Source organism: Candidatus Bathyarchaeota archaeon (assembly GCA_026014805.1).
In the GTDB taxonomy this organism is placed as follows: Archaea; Thermoproteota; Bathyarchaeia; order Bathyarchaeales; family SOJC01; genus JAGLZW01.
The window spans coordinates 1-17,978 of record JAOZHR010000001.1; the positions used below are offsets into that span (position 1 = coordinate 1).

Annotated in this window: 19 protein-coding genes and 1 other RNA gene; 6 read left to right on the forward strand and 14 right to left on the reverse strand. The window is 42.3% G+C overall.

From position 1 onward, the window contains the following. Positions 1–87: 87 nt before the first annotated feature. From NWE91_00005 to NWE91_00020, 4 genes are all read right to left on the reverse strand, one after another. Entirely contained in the window at positions 88–1,350 is a 1,263-nt protein-coding gene (locus tag NWE91_00005) for an MEDS domain-containing protein (GenBank protein MCW3984789.1), read from the reverse strand. 354 nt (positions 1,351–1,704) lie between these two features. After that, positions 1,705–1,953: a hypothetical protein gene (locus NWE91_00010; protein ID MCW3984790.1), complete on the reverse strand. Its 249-nt coding sequence runs from the start codon at positions 1,951–1,953 to the stop codon at positions 1,705–1,707. 15 nt (positions 1,954–1,968) lie between these two features. Further along, a complete protein-coding gene (locus tag NWE91_00015) occupies positions 1,969–2,655 on the reverse strand; it encodes an AAA family ATPase (GenBank protein ID MCW3984791.1) in 687 nt (228 codons plus the stop codon). Between the two features lie 119 nt (positions 2,656–2,774). Then, a complete protein-coding gene (locus NWE91_00020) occupies positions 2,775–4,028 on the reverse strand; it encodes an HAD-IB family phosphatase (GenBank protein ID MCW3984792.1) in 1,254 nt (417 codons plus the stop codon). 83 nt (positions 4,029–4,111) lie between these two features. Here NWE91_00020 and ffs point away from each other — a divergent pair. Then, positions 4,112–4,440: signal recognition particle sRNA (gene ffs / locus NWE91_00025), an RNA gene on the forward strand. Positions 4,441–4,458: 18 nt separating this feature from the next. On the opposite strand, the gene NWE91_00030 is transcribed toward ffs, so the two are convergent. Further along, complete coding sequence (locus tag NWE91_00030) at positions 4,459–5,412, reverse strand: TIGR00269 family protein (GenBank protein MCW3984793.1); 954 nt, start codon at positions 5,410–5,412, stop codon at positions 4,459–4,461. 79 nt (positions 5,413–5,491) lie between these two features. Here NWE91_00030 and NWE91_00035 point away from each other — a divergent pair, with 79 nt between their 5' ends. Next, entirely contained in the window at positions 5,492–6,202 is a 711-nt protein-coding gene (locus tag NWE91_00035) for a nucleotidyltransferase domain-containing protein (GenBank protein ID MCW3984794.1), read from the forward strand. Between the two features lie 12 nt (positions 6,203–6,214). On the opposite strand, the gene NWE91_00040 is transcribed toward NWE91_00035, so the two are convergent. The 7 genes from NWE91_00040 to pyrH all read right to left on the reverse strand — a co-directional run bounded on the left by NWE91_00040 (position 6,215) and on the right by pyrH (position 14,673). Next, entirely contained in the window at positions 6,215–7,294 is a 1,080-nt protein-coding gene (locus tag NWE91_00040) for an mRNA surveillance protein pelota (protein MCW3984795.1), read from the reverse strand. A gap of 294 nt (positions 7,295–7,588) precedes the next feature. Next, positions 7,589–8,725 carry a DNA primase DnaG gene (gene dnaG, locus NWE91_00045; protein MCW3984796.1) on the reverse strand — a complete coding sequence of 379 codons (1,137 nt, stop codon included), beginning with the start codon at positions 8,723–8,725 and terminating at the stop codon, positions 7,589–7,591. A gap of 65 nt (positions 8,726–8,790) precedes the next feature. Then, on the reverse strand, positions 8,791–9,228 hold the full coding sequence (locus tag NWE91_00050) for a hypothetical protein (GenBank protein MCW3984797.1): 438 nt from the start codon (positions 9,226–9,228) through the stop codon (positions 8,791–8,793). A 7-nt stretch (positions 9,229–9,235) separates the two neighbouring features. After that, complete coding sequence (locus NWE91_00055; GenBank protein ID MCW3984798.1) at positions 9,236–10,318, reverse strand: tyrosine--tRNA ligase; 1,083 nt, start codon at positions 10,316–10,318, stop codon at positions 9,236–9,238. 329 nt (positions 10,319–10,647) lie between these two features. Next, positions 10,648–12,306 (reverse strand): phenylalanine--tRNA ligase subunit beta, encoded by a 1,659-nt coding sequence (gene pheT / locus NWE91_00060; GenBank protein MCW3984799.1) that lies wholly within the window; start codon positions 12,304–12,306, stop codon positions 10,648–10,650. Continuing rightward, positions 12,297–13,805, reverse strand: coding sequence for a phenylalanine--tRNA ligase subunit alpha (locus NWE91_00065; GenBank protein ID MCW3984800.1), 1,509 nt, complete (start codon positions 13,803–13,805; stop codon positions 12,297–12,299). The genes pheT and NWE91_00065 overlap by 10 nt, the downstream gene beginning before the upstream one ends. A 193-nt stretch (positions 13,806–13,998) precedes the next feature. After that, positions 13,999–14,673, reverse strand: a complete 675-nt coding sequence (gene pyrH, locus NWE91_00070; GenBank protein MCW3984801.1) for a UMP kinase — start codon at positions 14,671–14,673, stop codon at positions 13,999–14,001. Between the two features lie 145 nt (positions 14,674–14,818). On the opposite strand from pyrH, the gene NWE91_00075 reads away from it, so the two are divergent. The 3 genes from NWE91_00075 to NWE91_00085 all read left to right on the forward strand — a co-directional run bounded on the left by NWE91_00075 (position 14,819) and on the right by NWE91_00085 (position 16,868). Continuing rightward, positions 14,819–15,616 (forward strand): MBL fold metallo-hydrolase, encoded by a 798-nt coding sequence (locus NWE91_00075; GenBank protein MCW3984802.1) that lies wholly within the window; start codon positions 14,819–14,821, stop codon positions 15,614–15,616. A gap of 401 nt (positions 15,617–16,017) precedes the next feature. Next, a complete protein-coding gene (locus NWE91_00080) occupies positions 16,018–16,422 on the forward strand; it encodes a hypothetical protein (GenBank protein MCW3984803.1) in 405 nt (134 codons plus the stop codon). Next, positions 16,395–16,868: a DUF4430 domain-containing protein gene (locus NWE91_00085; protein ID MCW3984804.1), complete on the forward strand. Its 474-nt coding sequence runs from the start codon at positions 16,395–16,397 to the stop codon at positions 16,866–16,868. Before NWE91_00080 ends, NWE91_00085 begins: the two co-directional genes overlap by 28 nt. Here the strand turns inward: NWE91_00085 and NWE91_00090 are convergent. Both NWE91_00090 and NWE91_00095 read right to left on the reverse strand, forming a co-directional pair. Beyond that, positions 16,865–17,086, reverse strand: coding sequence for a 2-oxoacid:acceptor oxidoreductase family protein (locus tag NWE91_00090; GenBank protein ID MCW3984805.1), 222 nt, complete (start codon positions 17,084–17,086; stop codon positions 16,865–16,867). The genes NWE91_00085 and NWE91_00090 overlap by 4 nt on opposite strands. Positions 17,087–17,212: 126 nt before the next feature. Continuing rightward, entirely contained in the window at positions 17,213–17,539 is a 327-nt protein-coding gene (locus NWE91_00095) for a DUF3227 domain-containing protein (GenBank protein ID MCW3984806.1), read from the reverse strand. A 124-nt stretch (positions 17,540–17,663) separates the two neighbouring features. Here NWE91_00095 and NWE91_00100 point away from each other — a divergent pair, with 124 nt between their 5' ends. Continuing rightward, complete coding sequence (locus NWE91_00100) at positions 17,664–17,852, forward strand: hypothetical protein (protein MCW3984807.1); 189 nt, start codon at positions 17,664–17,666, stop codon at positions 17,850–17,852. Positions 17,853–17,978 lie beyond the last annotated feature (126 nt).

The window sequence follows — 17,978 nt, forward strand, 5'->3', positions numbered from 1 at the left end:
CCAAAAACCTGTTTAAGCTGTACATCAATAGTCTTCATAAGCGATTTTTCAAACTCAATTTCTCTTCCTATCAACATCCTCGCCTCTTTACGCTTTCATTAATGCTTCAGGCAACTTAATAATTTCTAATCCTCCTTTTTCAAAGATTACTTGATTGCTGAAAAAGCTTCTCAAACTTGAAGCAATCTTCTCGTCATGAGCACTAGGGTTAAACAGAAATATGGCAGTGGCGTTTATCGAACTTAACATCTCTAAGGCGTAGCGCACGAAATTGCATGCCTTCTTAAATCCTACCTGTAAAATGAGGCTTGTCAAGTTATCAAAAACAAAGTTGAAATTCCCATCAGGATGACTTTTAAGAGTTTTATTCAAAGCGTCGAGAAGAAGAGACGTATTGTTCGCAGGTATCAAAATCTCATCAGCGTATCTGTCGGTCTTTGGAGTAGATGCAAGTTGAGTCAATAGTAAAAGCTTCACATTTTCTTGTCCACTCAGAACCGTATGAACTACGCTGCCTTTGCCGGTAATCACTATAACTGTTTCAGCGTTCGCAGACGCTTCCAGCACAAAATCGCGAATTGCTTCTTCATAATTCGCCGCAGGATCGAATTCCAGCAATAGATTTCTACCCATTACACGCTTATGATTTATTCCAATTCTTTTTGAGAACTTGTCTGAATATTCAAGCAAATCCATTGACTTGGTGCTTAGAAACTTGAATTCTCGAATTAGCTGAGGGCTTAAGTTTTCGATGTTAACTGCACGGAGTTCAATCATGAAGGGATCCATTAATTGCGTGTTTGCTTCTCTCAAGTATTCAAAGTATTTTTCCTTTTGGCTACCTAGGAAGCTCAAGTCACCCAGATCAAAAAGGTCTCTTTCATGCTTGAATCTACCTTTCCTCGCACCGGCTTTCAAGTCATTCCAAAAATTGATTAACTGACCTGAATCGATGACCCCATTTCGCATATAAACGTGCGAGACGCTCATCAAAATAAGAGACCCCTTTTTTTCGTGTTTTTCTACGTCTATTCCATGTTCTTTCAATTTGGAGTTGACAATTTCAGAATCTGCGTTAGAATATGCATAGATTACTCTATCACCTTCACATAAGCCTTGGCGGATGTATCCTGCAAAGAGTTTCCACTTGTCCACTTTGTCCGTATAGAAAACAACAAGATGCTCTCCCTCTCTTAGACGAAGAGAAGAATCTGCAATTTTGAATAGACTCTCCAGAGTTGTTGTCTGCCTAAAATGATATGCCACGATTCCACAATATAGCACATAAAATAGAGAACTAATTTCTATTAGTTCAATTTCTAGGTTCCTCATTAATGCATGGAAAAGCAACAATGTTACTCCAGTAGCTGCCCAACAAATTCCAAGCCACCAGAGAGCGTCCGAAACATGTTTTTCATTGCATTTACGACTTAAAAGAATAAAAACTGCACAGGGGTACGCTATAACACTGACTAATATTCCTCCAAGAAACACCGTGAATAGCGGATCATATACAAAGCTCTGAACTAGATTGCCCCATAAATTCGGAACATTGTCTTTTACTTGCCATGGCGTGAATATCCATGCCACAATTAAAACTGAAAATGCATACATTTTGAAGAGAAGAGAGATTATGCTTATCTTATTTGAGAAAAAGCCTTTTCGTTGTATTACTTGCTGTTGCTTGTATAAAATGAAAGCAGTTTACTCTACTGCCAATGCCGCTACGATTGCGACAGATGTCCCCAAAAGGATGTATGGTTGCATTATCCAGCTTTCTTTTATTATGTAGTTTTTAACCATATTAATTAAGACAATTGAAGCTACAGCTGAAAACGCTATAAGTAGTAGTATTCTCACTGACTTGAAGTAAGAACCCTTTTGTCGCATAAAAAAAGCTATTAATGTAATGAGAACCACCAGAACTGCTAGATAAAAGAGCAAATCTATCATGATATTTCCCAAGTGTTACATCGTTGAGAACGGCACTATTTTGAGTCCAGTCTCTCCGATTATGACATCGTGATACTTTCTGCTGTGACTTGTTCCCCGCATCTTTCGAATCAGAAAACGGGTTTTAAGTTCAGTATCAACCATAACGTTTTCAAGGACAATGACTGAATCGGCAATAAACTCCTCTATTCCAAGCCCTAATGTATTAGACCCTGCTGGTACGCTGCAAGTCATTATAGTTGTGCAACCAATCTTTTTCAGCATCTTATAAAAAAGATGCATTAGAGTTCTATACTCAAACTTTTCACCTATTCCAATGAGAAAAGCTGTAAGAGAGTCTATAACCAATCGTTCAGCTTTCATTTCCTTAACTATTTTTAGAATAAAATCCAAATTTGCATTCAAACCCACATCTTTCATCGCTTGCAATCCTATGACCCTGACTTGACCTTCACGTTCCAGTTTTCCCAAGTTCATACCTAGTTCTTCCATGTTTCTTTGTAAACTTGCTTCATCTTCTTCAAAAGTTGCATACACTCCCTTTTCTCCATATTCCGTGGCACCGTTGTAAATGAATTGAGTAGAGAATATTGTTTTGCCGCTGCCGGTACTACCTGCTAATAAGATTACTTCGCCTTTTACTAGTCCTCCACCAATGAGTTCATCTAACCCGTCTACTCCAGTTTTTATACGCTCCATCATTTTTTAATCCTCTAACGTCGTGGCAGGGTAGCTATAGTATCCTCTGTTGAAAACTATGTCAGGTAATCTTAGACTAATCCTTTATGAAAAGAGAATACTAATTTCAAATAATTTGACACCTAAAACATTACAGAGAGAAGAGTCAGTATGGCACCAGTTGCCAACGGCGTTGAAAGATTGTCGTTAATTGGCAACGGCAAGGGTTCCACAACTGTGCCTACAATTGCGCCAATGAAAGCTTGCAGTGGGTGAAGAAAAAATGCGGCGCCGAAGAAAGCAAAAGCGAACCCTGCAACGGAGCCCTCCAAGCTTTTACCTTTGTTGAAAGGGATTGAAGTTTTTCCGAATATTTTGCCAAAAATCGAAGCGGTGCTATCTCCAAGTGAGACTATAGCTATCGATGCATAGTTTATTGGAGTTGGAAAAAGTATAAGAGATAACATGATGCCTAAAGCCAGAAATATTGGAGCCAAAGCAAATTCGTAACGTTCTGAGGGTGCTGCTGCGTTTAGAGTAATTGACGAAATTAGGGGAATGTTTTTTCTTTCAACTCTGGCAAGCTCAGCTGCCATGTATGTCAGAGTCGTCAGAAATAGAAGAAAAGCAACAATATAAACTCCAAAGCGCATAGCAGCCAGAGCCACAAAGAATCCACTGGCATGTATAACCTCCCGAATCACTTCATTACGCATTAGAACAAAACGAGGTCTTTTTTGAGTTCCTTCAAGAATCGGCACAATTTCTAGTAAGTTGCCTTTTATTACATAATCGGACTTTAGGGTTATTAGAAAATCTGGGTTGTAGCCTATCTTCAAGGTCTCTGGATAGAAAATTGGAGAGTTGTTGCGGTCATCAGCCACAACCACACAATCTCTTCGTGTAATGTTTTCTTGGTCCAAGATTTTATTCATTACGAAGGCTTTTCCGTTTTTCTTTATGACGTCGCCTTCGATGTTTCCTGTCAAGATATCGCTCTTAATTTCTAATTCGAGTCCAAAAGCGTAGTCAGCTTTCAGACGAGAAGCAAGATTTTCGACAACCATTTGGGGAAGCCCTGAGCTTATGAGGGCAGTTCTTAACCCTCTTTTCCTTAGTTCTACAAAAACTGCTTCTGTGTGCGGGAGTAAAGGTATTTTTTTGAATGTATTTAGCAGTTCTTCTACTGTGGAATCTCGAAATAGTTTAAACATAGTTTTTAGCGCTGATTTTAGAGAGAGTAAGCCTATCTCGTAGAGGAAACCAATGAAAAGGAGCTTAATGAACTGCAAGAAACTCAGGTTTCGCCCTAGTTCGAAGACTAAATAGCGATTTTTAGGTAGCAATACTCCTTCAACGTCGAAGATTACGAGTTTTCTTGAAGCCATTTGAGTCATGCCTGTCTATCTCTATTTTCTTTGTATTAGCAATTTCGTGGTTGGTAAAGTTTTAATGTTTGGACGAAGCTATGAAGTTTGGGTGGCGGGCCTTAGGTGGGGGGCTAGGGGTCTCCTGAAAGGCTTTGCCTTGACCGTAAATCCTCTATATGACGGACTGAGAGCTGAGGCTGAGGTGTCAAAGAGCGTTGGGCTCCGCTTATCCTTGCAGTGAATATCCGTCCCTTGGGGCTGGCGGTCATGGAGCTGTCTCTGTAGGGAGGCGGTTTCTGTGCCTACTAGGTGAATCTGGCCAGGCCCGGGAGGGAGCAACCTAAGTCTAGACGTTCAGCGCTCAAGGGGGTGCGGATACGAGACAATGGTAAGCTGTGGGCTTGACGAAAACTGGGCTTCGAACCTCAGTGACCCGCCGCTCAAAATTCACAGTTTCTCAGCGTTTATGCGACTTCAAGTTGAGCAGCATTTTGCACGGTTGACACATCTCGTTTACGGTTGGTTCACCGCAGATTCTGCAATTTCTCAGTCTTTCTGTTTTTACTGCATTTTCTATGGAGGACCCTAGCCTCTCTGCTGAGCGATAAACCGTATATTTTATTCCTGAATGTTTTTCTTCCATTCTATTCAACATAGTACGAATGTCGTTTCTTAACGCTGCAGGAGCATAGGGACATGGTATGTTTTGAAACTCAAATTTTCGCAAATAAGCATACAGTGTTGTTTCCTTTTCAAGGACTTCGCAGAAAGGTTTAATGCGGCACACGAAATGCGAATGCGTAGCAGACGAAACTGGTCTAGCTCTAGCTATCCTCAATGGATCACCATGCAAAATGTTCAAGAGTACAGTTTGTGCCTCGTCGTCGAGGTTATGCGCGGTTGCAAGCTTTGTTGCTCCACACCTTCGAGCTACAGAATTAAGTGCACGCCGCCGAAAGACGCCGCAGTAAGCACAAGGCGTCAAACCTCCACCATTCTTTTCCTTATCATGTAATCTCTCAACCAACTCGTCGAGTTTATATCCAAACAATTCTTTGAACGAAACAATGACATGCTCAACACCCAGCTTTTTACAGCCTTCCTCGGCAATCTTTAATGCTTCATCCCTATAACCGCGGATACCTTCATCAACAGTAACAGCGATTAACTCAGCTTGAGGGAACGACCTTTCAAGTCTGGTCAAAATGTGAAGAAGCGACATACTATCTTTACCGCCTGAGACTCCAACAGCTATCCTATCGTCGAAGCGAAGCATATCGTACTTGGCTATGGCTGCTCTAACTTTGTTCTCTATAGAACGGCAAAAACAACTACTGCATAGTTTTTCGCCCGAGTAAGGGCGCATGTAAATTGCGTCTCTACGTTTACACATCGTACATGTTAAGGACATTGTTTTATCGCACGGGTTTTGGTTTAGTTTATTAAAAATTAACGCTCTAGTATAGGTTTCTATAGAAGGTCCGAATCTCATGACTAAGCCAATCAGACACGCTGAACGCCTAGAAATCCACTACAATAAACAGCGATGGCAACAATTGAAGATACTACGTTCGAAAGCAATTAATCTAATGGAGATTTTGGAAAAGGCAAATCTAACCACAATCACTCACGGCAGCGTTGCGAGAGGAGATGTAACAGCTAAAAGCGACGTAGATATTTTCATACTCAACCTCCCCTCTTCTTTCAGAATCGAAATAACTCTCGAAAGAGCAGACATTCAGATAAACAGGCGATTAATTATACAAGCTACACCCTACTACGCGGTCAAAGGATACATCGAAATCGACAGACAACAGGCGGTTTCCTTTCCTCTCGTAAAAATGCGTCGAGTGGAAAGAGACTTTTACCGTTTTGGAGGAGAAATCACTCTTGCAATGCTAAGGGAAGACAGAAGAGTGGCGGGGGTTGACAAGAGACTCATGCGTATAGAGCCGACAGACAAGGGACACATTGAAAGCGGTATAGTCAGTCGAGAAGAGGAAACAGCCAAACTGTTAGGAATTTCTCTAGAGACCGTGTTGGACCGTGTGCATGCGCTTCTACGAAGAGATAAAATAGGCAGAACAGGCGTGTTTATCGAAAGAGAATTGGCGCCAGACGAAACTTTCGAGCAAACCCTAAAAAAGCTTGCCGATACAAAACCAGAAGTGCGACGGCGCTTGAAATTTTATGAAAAATAAAGTGTGTTCAGTTTAGCTAACAGGAAAGCGTAAAAGTGCCGCAACTCCTCCAAGAGCCAACAGTTTCTGACCAGCTTCATGTTCAACACTTATTACGATAATTTTTCCGCCTTTTTCTTCAGCGTCTCTCATCAACTTCTCTAAAACCAGTCGTTTTTCATCTGAAGCGTCTCTTATGGTAAAGTCTGCCACGAGAAGGGTTTCAACAGCTCCAAACGTGCCCGCTTTCTCTACTTGCTCCAAGCCGTATGTTACATCACCTTTCTCTTTTCCAAGCCTTGCAAGCACTTCTTCAACAACTTTAGCTTCTTCTGCAATGCGCACATGCTTCAATGCTTTGTCTAACACGCCGGAGCGTAGAGCCTCCTTAATACCTGCTACTCCACTGCTGTTGACACCTTTTACATCTACCACTGCTTGAGCAATGTCTGGCGCCTCGTTTTTCACGTATCTAACGAATTGGTTTTTGACGAAGCCTACTCCAATTATCACGATTGAACAATGAATACTTTGCCAAAGTGTTCTCAAGGCGTTCAATGTTTTTCTAAAATAGTTTCGTAAAGCGTTTGCTCTCTTCTCTGCTTCTAACTTACCTGGAAGGCTAGCTTTGCTTTCAACTCGTACATCTATTCCATATTGCCTGATCATTGCGATACAGTACTCTTCGCTATCAATCGAAACAACAACGATAGGTGGTGCTTGGAAACGTCTAGCTCTTTCAAGACGGTCAATTTGATGCTTCAGCCACTTGTCCTTTACTATCGTTATCGGCTTGTTCACCGCTATGTTCAATGTGTGGTGTGCGCCTCGTCCAGCGATATCTTCCGGTGCTTCGTGTATTTTGCCGTGCACTCGAAGTCTGTCTAAACTACGGTCCCAAAAAACGTCTTCAACTCTTATGCTAAGGAAAACCGAAACACGTTTGCCTTTTTGAGGTCTTGCATACTCTCCGTCAACCTTCACTTCTCGAGTTGTTCGGGCATACACCAAGTCGCCCATGTAAATGATGTTGTATAAATGCCACAAGTCGTCCAACGTTTTAGGCACTACTTTAACGATGCCTTTCTTGAAGTTCTTCCCTAAAATTTTCAAAATCGCACACCGCCTGCGTCACCTAATAGAAACATCGAGGTATTAAAAAGTTAAAATCCACAGCAGCAATCCTATTTCTTGGGGCGATCACTATTTGAAGGTTACCTTCTAGCTTTTAGACAGCAACTGCGAGATCGAAGGCGATATATCGGAGCTTTGGATATGGAGTGTAGACACTGTTGGAAACCGCGTCTTGATAATTGACAGGACTTCAAAATCTACTTTATTGAAAGAAAATACAAGCCCGGAGAAAGTTGAGGAGAAGCAGGAAACGTTAACTGAGTTTTTGGGCAGCTAACCTTGAATATCAGCGAAAGTGATAAGATGCACATTTAAGGGGTGCGTAACAACATCTGAAACACGTGCAGCCACTAAGTATTTGACTTTCTTCTTACTGGCGACATCTACTAAACGTTGTGTTATAACGCCGTCGAAAACCACAGTATCTATGTCTTCTATTTGCTGAAGCTTTTCTGCAAGTTCACTCACTGGCAAGCGCTCCATTTTTTCCATCTTTTCATTAAGCAATACCGCTTCCAAGCTGCTCTCTAACTCCTTTGCAACCTTGACAATTTGCTTTGGAACGAGCACCCTGCGTCTTTCCTTCCTCCTTTTCAGTCGCTCCATAGGAACCTTTTTGTCAAGCGCTGTCATGAGTTCTTTGCAGTTTAGCTCTTCAACTTCCATTCCTGAAGGAGCCCGTGTAACATACTTTGTGTTAGTTACTTGTATCAATTCTTTAAGTATCAAGTCTCCTCCACGGTCGCCGTCTAGAAACGCCGTTGCTTCCTTTTCTTTACATAGTTTGATTATCGTTCCTGGAATTCTAGCCCCTTCAAGGGCAATAACGTTCAGTATTCCACATCTCAAGAGATTGAGAACGTCAGCTCTGCCTTCAACAACAATTATCTCTTTTGCGCTTTCGATTTCAGGTCCGGCAGTGAGTTTTTCTTTGCCATATTTTTCAACTTTTGCCGTTCGTAGCGTTTCTGAGACTTCGCGAAAAATTTCGTCTGTGCTTGGCATAGATTCGATGTTCCATTGGTGAAGAATCTCTTTTGCGCGGCCTATGATGAGTTTGCGTCTTGCATCACGTATGTCTTCAACTTTTTCCAGAGTGATTTTGGAGTTGCATGGCCCTACACGGTTGATGCTTTCTATGCTTGCAGCTAGTATGGCTGTGGAAACGCGGTTTAGGCTTGTTGGTATGATGATTATTCCAGATGTTTTATCCTGTTTTGATTGTAGGTTGATTTCGATCCTTCCAATTCTGCCGGATTTTTGCAGTTCCCGCAAATCTAATTCTGGCCCAAACAAGCCTTCTGTTTGACCGAAAACTGCTCCAATAACATCTGATTTTTCTACAACGCCCTCGATCTCAAATTTTGCACGGATTACATACTTTACTGTAACGCTTTGTGATGGTCCCATTAACGTCACCTCCAAGTGATAATGTAAGGAGTCTCACCAAATGTGAATTGTAACCGAATACTCGGTTACAGTTTTCTCTCTATTATAGTTTGCGAATTTCCAATCTTTTTTCTTAAAGTCTGCAGGTACGGTAGCAGGCCTTCTATGTCTTTGATATTATGACTTACCAGATTGCGGAGTTCTTGCCAGAAGAACACGTTTGGCTTTACTTTGGTTTGTTCAAGGTACAGTGTTAAACGTTTTGTCCATTCCTTGCCGCGCCTGTCAAAATCCATTAACAATACTACTTCTTCTATGTCTAGTTTTTCTATTTCTGTTACTAAGGCGAGGAAAGAATTTCTTGTCTTTGCTGCAATTATGTTTCCACAAAACGCAAGTTTGCGAAGGACATCGATGTCATTTTGGCCTTCAACAATTATAGGTATGCCCTTGGCTGATTGAAGGGCCAACCTTTCCAAGAGCTCTTCGATTCTCTCTACTTTTTCCTTTAAGCGAGTTGACAATGTTGTTTTACCTTGTTACTTCGATTTTCTTCATCTTCTCCAGTTTTTCTGGATGCTTTTTGAAGTGAGTTCGAACGGGTTCTAATATTTGTATTACGGCTTCTGCGACTGCGTTTTTTAGGTCCAAGGGATGAATTTTTCCTTCTCTATATGCTTTTTCGAGTTCAACGTAGTTGGTAAAGATTTCGGTACAGCCATATTCAGGTGGACGTGTTATTGTTAACTCATTAGCATTGCTAAACACGGCGAGCTGCGCCGCTTCTAACACTGGATTGCCACTTACTTGTTTTGGCGGGCAATACGCATCCTTTAACTTGGCTTTGATGTCTTCTGGCGAGTCGTGTACGAAGATACATGTGCTCGGTAGACTCTTGGACATTTTTGAGACAATCTTCAAGTTTAACGCTACATCATCGTCAAGCTGCCTATCGCTTTCAGCGGGTCCTTTGAGTCCCAGAAGTAATGGAGTATGAATACACGATGGTTTTTGCCAGCCTAATTTTTCTGCTGCGTCGCGGGCGAGCATGTGGGCTTTGCGTTGTTCCATGCCTGCACACGCTACATCAAGCTGCATGTGGAATATGTCTGCGGCTTGCATACATGGGTAGAACAGCCAAGCGGTCTCAACATCGGAAAGGTTCATCTCCCTGCCCATGATAGGAAGTGCTCTCCATATGCGTTGAACCGAGGCTTTTTTTCCTATTTTTACAACTTTTTCCCAGTATTCGATATCTTTAGCGAGGTCCGTCGCCCACAAGTATTCAACATCTTTTATGCCTAGTGCGGTGAAGCATTCTTTGAAGTATTCTCCGCACAAGTGTATGTTTTTCATCTCGCCGCCGAGCTTATTGTTGATCCATGAGTGCCAATCTGCAAGGAAAATGACGAAGTGGAAGCCTGCTTCAACCATGTCTTTAATTTTTGAGCCGCATACCAGACCTAACCCTATGTGCATTAGCCCGCTGGACTCGAAACCCCAGTAGGCGCGAGGTTTAGTTTTTGTTTCAAGCAAGGAGCGCAGCTCATCGGAGGTTATTATTTCCACAGTGTTACGTGTAGCAAGAACGAGTTTTTCTTCGATGTCCAACATTGTAGCCCCCTGAATATTCCTTCCTTACATTCTTTGATTAAAGACTTAAAAGTTCTCTTTATCGCGGGTGACATGTGTTCCACGTCAACTAACACTTAACTTCATTGATGGAGTCTCACGCTCTTCTATGTTAAGCTCTCTCTAGCGTGGGAGGTTAATCACCCGCGCCCACCGTGTCCCGTGTTTGGGTAAGCTCTTCGTCACAAGCCAGCTATTACACAAGCTTCTGTCAAGTCCGTCTGCACGAGCCCTCAAAGGGAGAGTTTCAGTGGGATTGTGCTCATGTCATCGCTAGGATAATAAACAGAAAACGTAGAGAAAAAGGTTTTCTAGTCTATCAATGTCTCCAAGTCTATTTCAAAGGCTGCGGTAGGATTTTCTAGCTCGAAATTGTTTAGGACTTCTGGATGCACTTCGCCAACCATTCCTATCTGCTTGTTCTTGAAACTGATCGTTGCGGCTCTTCCATCGATAAAGCTTGAATGCTTTGTTTCTCTTATTTTCCAACAGTTTAAGCCCATGTTTGCCATCAACGCTTCTACAGCAGATTTTATTTCGGTAAAATTTGCGGTTGCATGGGATGATACTGCAGCTAGGTGCAGTCGTCTTTCGCATCGTGTCTCTTGCTTGCTATTTAGTCGCACTACATCTGAGACTTCGAAGAGTTTTTGGGGAAAACTTTCATGTTTGTTGTCCGCGAGGTTTTTCATTAAGCTAGGCAGCAAATCTTGCCGCATCATTGTGAATTCAGTTGAGACAGGGTTGGCAAGCTTGACAGATTTCTCGGCTTTTCTACGCATCTTTTTATAGTGTAAGTTTTCGTTTGTGATGGTAAAATTCATGGCTTCTGTGAAGCCCAAGCCTATCATGATTTGCCTTGCCATGTTTGCGGTTTTGAAGGCGGGGTGCTGTTTTCCGATGGTGACTGAGGATGGAAAAGTGGGTTTAAACTTGTAGTAGCCATAGCCAATCGCCACCTCTTCCACCAAGTCTACTTCATGAAGAACATCGATACGATAAGCTGGAATCATCACTTCAACGACGCCTTTCCGAAGTTTCTTAGCTCCTAGCCTACACTTCTTTAAACAATCAACGATTTTTGATTCTGAAAGCCTAAGACCCAACAACTCGTTAGCATATGCTGTTCGAAGCTTCATCTTCTGCGGGCTTAAATCAGGTGAGAACAGCGTATGGTCTGTATATTTTACTTTTACGTTCTCGATGGTGCCTCCCATATCTGAGAGAGCTGTGGACAGAACATTTAGGCTCTTTTCAACTGCAGCATAATCTGTTCCTGTTACGTCGATGAACAAGTTTTCAGTCTGTTTGTCGATTCTTGTTAATTCGCCGTTTATTATCGGTGGCATAGAAAGCACCTTACTATCTTTATCAATTAACAAAGGATATTTCGGTGCCCAGTCAATCAACTGTCTGTACGCTTCTCCTTTTTCGTGGTTTTCTAGAATTTCTTTTGGACTCATCTCTTCAGTCTTGTCCAACGGAACAAATTTCACGCTGTTCGGCTCAACCGCTGTATAGGTGAAAGGCGGGTTGATTACGTCTAAGTTGTGCACGCCTATGGAAGCTTTTTTGCGGTCTCTACCCACGCCCCAGTGTAAGTCCTCCTGCATTTCCATCAAGTCAATAACGTCTTCTTCGTCAAGCTTCACGTCACGCACAATCGCTGCTAGCATGAAAGGTCTAACCTCAGAGATTGCTTCGTCGATGTTGAGCACTGTTCTGCCGCTTTTCACGTTGTATTTTGGTAACCCAATTTCCCAGCCTCTCAACCCGTTGAAAGCCCTAGCTATTCCAGAGTAGCTGCAAAAGTCGATACGGTTGGGGTTGAACTCCACTTTTACATTGTCCTCTCCGACTTCTTCTATGTCGAAGCCTAGCCAAGGCAGCCATTTGGCCATTTCTGCAAGAGTGAGTTTTCGCCCCACAAACTCGGAGAACCTTTCCCTGTCTAAAGTGATTACCGGCATAACGGTGTCCTCCTAATCCATCCTAGGTGGTTGCCATACAGTAGCCGTATGTCATCAAGCCCGAGTTCCAACATGGCTATACGTTCCAGCCCTCCTCCCCAAGCTAAAACAGGGTATTTTATACCCATCGGAGCTAAAACTTCAGGTCTAAACATGCCCATACCGCAAAGCTCCATCCAATGCTTAAGTTTCGGAACATAAACCATTGCTTGCGCTGAAGGCTCTGTATAGGGAAAATAGCATGGCCAGAACTCTACTTTTTTCAATCCAAAACTGCTATAGAAAATCTTTAAAGTACCCATCAAGTCGCGCAACGATACTCCTTTGTCTACCACAATGCCTTCTATTTGGTAAAATTCTGCCGTGTGCTTGTATGTAAGTTGTTCGTTTCGATAAACTCGGTCAACTGAAAAGACCTTAATAGGCGGCTTCTTATGCTTTGAAAGGTATTTGATAGTTTCAGATGTTGTATGAGTACGTAACACTAACCTCTTAGCCTCTTCTGGGTTCCACCTATATCCCCATCCACTCGACCCTGTTATCCAACCATCTTCATGCGTTTTCGCAACAGCGTCCACAACGATTTTCTTAGGTAATTTCCCAGCTTTAGGGACGGAAAGGTAAAACGTGTCTTGCATCTCTCTTGCTGGATGATCTTGAGGTTGAAATAACGCATCGAAGTTCCAAAAAGCTGTTTCAACTAGTGGCCCACGGATTTCGGTGAACCCCATTTCCAGAAAAATCCCTCTTGCACGTTCGATGATTTGCTGCAAGGGATGAACCTTGCCTGGATATACAGGTGGACCATGTGCAGTCACATTGAATTTTCTTAGTTTTGTCTCTCTCCATTTTCCCGTCACGATAAGTTCAGTGGTAAGTTGGCTTACTTCTTCAATGATCTTGACTCCTTTTTTAAGGAGCTTTCGACCTTTTGTGGTTAGATCCAGTATTCGATAAGTTTTTTCTTCAGTCTGTACAAGCTTGCGTTTCCGTAAAGTTGCTATTGCTTCTTGTTTTTCTTTATTTAATTCTTCAGTTATAATAGCGTCATTTTCTGCTAAAAGTGCTAGAATCTCTTCGTCCTTTCCTTTTTTTGGCTTTTTCAAAGCCTTCAAGGTTCGTTCTTTTTGTTCTATTGTTGCCCATTCTTTTCGACGTAGCCAGCCTAGAGCTATGGATACAAATTTATCTTCTAGTTTTGCGTCTTCAACAACCTTGTCAATCTTTGCTTTGCCGCTTAACTTAATTAGCGAATTAATCAGTTGACGTTCTGGCAATCCTTTCTTTGCGTGCAGTTTTCCTTCTTTGCTTAAGGTCACGATTGTTTGTACTTGTTCGTGAAGTTGGACAAACTTTTCTTCTGATAGTTTTAATGTTGCTCGCATGACAGCAGCGTGAGCGAGACCGCTGGCTTTTATGATTTGATTTACGTTGGCTTTACCGCCTAGATTGCCGAGAGCGAGGAGCGTTTTCTGTTCGTTTTCGCGAAGTCTAACCACAGGTGGTTCCCCCAGTTTCTTTTGGGTTTCTACTGTAGTTTAGTGGCGTTCGAATAAAAAGTCTCCACGTGGTTTGGTTGTTTTTAGGATGTTTTAGTCTGATTGGGGATAGAGTTCTGTTGCTGGTTACGTAAATTGGTAGGGCATCCCTTCGCACCGTCATAGCATTATGCGGTGGTTTATTTATGTTTTATTATGTGATTACTGTGCCGATTTTTTGGCCTTCTATGGCTTGTTGGATATTTTTGGGGGTGTAGCCGTTTACTATGATGGTTTTGATGTTGGTTTTCTGTAGGATTTTGATGGCCACTGGGTCAAGAATTTGGTGTATCCCTGCTTTGTGGCAGTTTTGTTCGAAGAGTTGTGTTAGGTCGTGATATGTTATTGTATCTAGTTTTTCCGCGTCTTCATATTTTCTCGGGTCTTTGTTGTAGATGCCATCCTGATCCGTGGCTTTCACAAGAAGTTGCGCTTTTATTTTTTGGGCGATGAGAGCGGCAACTGTATCTGTTGTCATTCCTGGTTTCAATCCACCCATAACCACAATTTTATCTTTCTCTAAGGCTTTGACAACTTCGCTTATTGAGGTAGGTATATTCCTTGTTCCGTTCTTATTTAGTTTCAACGTGACAAGTAGGGCGTAAAGACGTGAGACCTTTATGGCAAGCCAGTCTTGTGCCTCTTCGCTTAGTCCCAGTTGATTGGCTGTCTTTATAAATTCCCGCGCTAGAGCACCACCGCCGACTACAGTTATGATTTTGTAGCTTTTTTTTCTGAGTTGTTTGAGAAGTTTTATGTATTGATTTATGAGTTTCGGGTTTGTTGGGGAGGCGATGACTGAGCCACCGATACGTATTACTATAAACATGTTTTGTGGATGCTCCTACGTTGGCTATTTAAGGAGTATTTGGGGTAATAAAGCTAATGAGAAGGCAGTGGGGTTAACCCAGTTGATGTGATGAGCTTTGGAAGAGCTTAGAGTGGTATTTTTAGGGACAGGTGGTGGTCGGTTTGTGACTATTACACAGAAACGGCGGACTGCAGGAATCCGATTGTTGAGTGATGGATTCAATGTGCATTTAGATCCTGGGCCTGGGGGGCTTGTATATTCTTGGAAATTGGGGTTGGACCCACAGAAGATCGATGGGATTTTGGTTTCGCATGCTCATCCTGATCATTATAATGATGCTGAGGTTTTGGTTGAGGCGATGACTAGAGGGACTATTAGGCGGCGGGGTGTTTTGGCGGCGGCGAGAAGTGTGCTTAGAGGCGGTGAAACAGCTGAAGTGGCGATTTCAAAGTATCATCAAAGTTTGCCCGAGCGAGTCGTGGAGGTTGTGGCTGGGGAGGACTTTGAGGTTGGAGGTGTGAGGGTGGTGGGGGCTGAGGCGAGACATTCGGATGTGGATGCAGTTGGGTTTCGTTTTGAGACTGATGTGGGTAGCATTGGGTATACAAGTGACACTGAGTTCTTTGAGGGAATTGAGCGATATTATAAGGGTGTGCGAATATTGATTTTGTGTGTTTTGCGGCCAAGTGAGGAGCCGTGGCAGGGTCACATGACTACTGATGATGCGATGAAGATCGTGAGTGCTGTTAAGCCAGAGTTTGTGGTGTTGACGCATTTTGGGATGAAGATGATTTTTCGGGGTCCTGTTGGAGAGGCAAAGCGTGTGGTGAAAGGAACAGGTGTAGAGACGGTAGCGGCGAGGGATGGGATGGAGTTATTGGTGAATGATGAAATCGTAGTGGGAAATGTTGGTGGTGAGAAGCGGCGACGAGTCGGGTTAGACACGTTTTTTAGAAGTTAGCGCGTAGCTCTTAGATTAGATTGTATATTATGGGCTCTAAATAGGCTTTTAATAGCTCTGTCAATGGGGGCTTAAAGAGAGGGAATTGTAGCTGGCTTTTCATTTATGTAGATCATACATTGTTCTTTTGCTGTTGGTGTTTTTCAAAGTATTTAACCCTAAAACAAAGCAAGTTTGAGTACTGAAATTAAAGAAAAGTTTTATATGGATGGATTATCCAACCAATTCCTATGGAATCATCAACGACTCGCCGCGTTGCACTGTTCACCCTTCTGACTGCCTTATGTATTAGTTTACAATTAACCCCTCGTCCTCCAAACGTTGAATTTACCTCTTTACTTGTCTTCTTTGCAGGTGCCTTTTTCGGCGCTTTTTTAGGCAGTGCGCTTGGTGCAACTGTAATGTTCATCAACGGGTTTTTGTCGCCTTGGGGATTTGCCGGGTTGATGTTGCCTTTTCAAATGGCTGGAATGATTATCATTGGTATTGTAGGCGGGTTGTATGGACGCACAAAAAAAGGCATATACACCCCAAGTTCTTGTGGTGAGGCGGCCATTTTAGGTGCTTTTCTTACAGTTATTTATGACCTAATTACCAATTTCGGCGTTGCTATGTCTTTTATGCTACTTGGAATACCTATTCTACCTGCTTTTGTCAGTGCAATTGTCTCTGGTGCTCCTTTTCTGTTAATCCATGTTGTGTCAAACTTCTTTGTTTTTTTGGTAGCTTTCTTTCCGTTGACAAGAGCTTTACAGGAATTCTTCGGAGGTGAAAAAGTTTGGAGAAAAAACTCTTTACCTATGTAATTCTCGGTGTGCTCGTCTGGGCAATTTTAGGAACTTTCATTGCAAGCTACTATTTCGTTCAATTCGAAATCTATCATAGAGAATACAACAATCTAGCCGACCAATTCAACAGTATCTCCTTCAAAGCTAACATTCTTTTAAATTATGGCAATGGAACAAGAGTTTGGCATAACAATACTGTGCTTCCATTAGGTTCGACCGCATTTAACGCAACTTGTTCGATAGCTGATGTAGACCACAAAGACTACGGAGGAGACTTGGGAATACTAGTGACATCAATAAATGGTGTGGCTAACGATGGTCCGTACGGATGGTTTTACTGGTACTGGGATTCCGGAAACTTAGAATGGACAAGTCTACAATACTCGTCCGCGAAGCACATACTCCATGAAGGAGACACGATTGCCATAACTTACGATAGCTGGCCGCCACAACCACCCACCTAGACTGACGCATGCGACATTTTGACAGTGTCGTAGCCCAACTCAAAAGCTCTCATATTTATTTCTAAATATTTGACTGGCACTAATTCACGCAAAGCCTCTTTTAAAATCTCAATTTTCAACGGAAGTTTTCCAGTAGCCGCTAACGCCCCTATCATCACTATGTTTTGAGTTATTACGTCGCCAGCTTTTTCTGCCAAGGTTGCAGCATTAACTGATATAATGATTCAAGTGAAGCTTCGAAGTTGCTCAAGAAGCTCTTCTACAGGTGGATTATGCACTCTTGAGAAGTCTTATGTAACAATTCTCGACAATTTATCAAAATTGCGTTAGGGCACGGTTTTCTATCATTTTTCGATACATGTAATTTTCAATTCATGCATGCAGTCGACTAACCTGTCTATGTCCTTTCTCTGTCCTTTAATTCTGAATTTCGTGCACAGATCTTTCACAAGCAGAGTTTCAATTACTTCGGCACCGGTCTCTCCAAATATTTCTTTAATAGCCTTAGCGAAAGTTTGCGGCTTTGTGGGAATATCTTCAAGTTTCAGCAGATACCCTTCCCTTAGATGGTAGTAAACCGCCTTGGCTGTATTTTCTCCAAAAATATTTTTCATGCTTTCGTCCAAAGCGGATAGCAATGTTCTGTAAAATCTGTCTCTTCTAGCTGCCAAACTCTCACCTTCGATAAGACACACAACTTAAAATGTAATTACACGTCATAGGCAATATTTAACTTTTCGTCTGCTTTCATAATAGCTTCATACGAAAATTAAAAAATGGAGGAGGTGACTATTTATGAAATGGAAAATTTTGCTTTTTGTCTTCTTACTCGCCGCAGCCGCCGTAAGCATAGCAGCAACATCCATCAGTACCGTCTGTTCAAACAGCATGAACTCCTTCGACCTCAGCAATCTGTTGTTAGACGGAGGTTTTACGCCGACAGGTGGCGGAGACGCACTTCCTGGTGGTGGAATTCCAACATAACTTAAAAAAGCATCTGTTGCTAAGTAATACAAACTGGTGCGGTGAGAATGCGAAAAAACTTGGACTTCTTCGATTTGAAGATCTTGGAAGGCTTAGGAACCTACGGACCGCGAAATATAACAGCAG

Coding starts and splice junctions, on each gene's coding strand:
- NWE91_00010 (MCW3984790.1), bottom strand. CDS start 1,953: ATGATAGATTTGCTCTTTTATCTAGCAGTTCTGGTGGTTCTCATTACA.
- NWE91_00015 (MCW3984791.1), bottom strand. CDS start 2,655: ATGATGGAGCGTATAAAAACTGGAGTAGACGGGTTAGATGAACTCATT.
- NWE91_00020 (MCW3984792.1), bottom strand. CDS start 4,028: ATGACTCAAATGGCTTCAAGAAAACTCGTAATCTTCGACGTTGAAGGA.
- NWE91_00030 (MCW3984793.1), bottom strand. CDS start 5,412: ATGTCCTTAACATGTACGATGTGTAAACGTAGAGACGCAATTTACATG.
- NWE91_00035 (MCW3984794.1), top strand. CDS start 5,492: ATGACTAAGCCAATCAGACACGCTGAACGCCTAGAAATCCACTACAAT.
- dnaG (MCW3984796.1), bottom strand. CDS start 8,725: ATGGGACCATCACAAAGCGTTACAGTAAAGTATGTAATCCGTGCAAAA.
- NWE91_00055 (MCW3984798.1), bottom strand. CDS start 10,318: ATGTTGGACATCGAAGAAAAACTCGTTCTTGCTACACGTAACACTGTG.
- pheT (MCW3984799.1), bottom strand. CDS start 12,306: ATGCCGGTAATCACTTTAGACAGGGAAAGGTTCTCCGAGTTTGTGGGG.
- pyrH (MCW3984801.1), bottom strand. CDS start 14,673: ATGTTTATAGTAATACGTATCGGTGGCTCAGTCATCGCCTCCCCAACA.
- NWE91_00080 (MCW3984803.1), top strand. CDS start 16,018: ATGTTCATCAACGGGTTTTTGTCGCCTTGGGGATTTGCCGGGTTGATG.
- NWE91_00100 (MCW3984807.1), top strand. CDS start 17,664: ATGAAATGGAAAATTTTGCTTTTTGTCTTCTTACTCGCCGCAGCCGCC.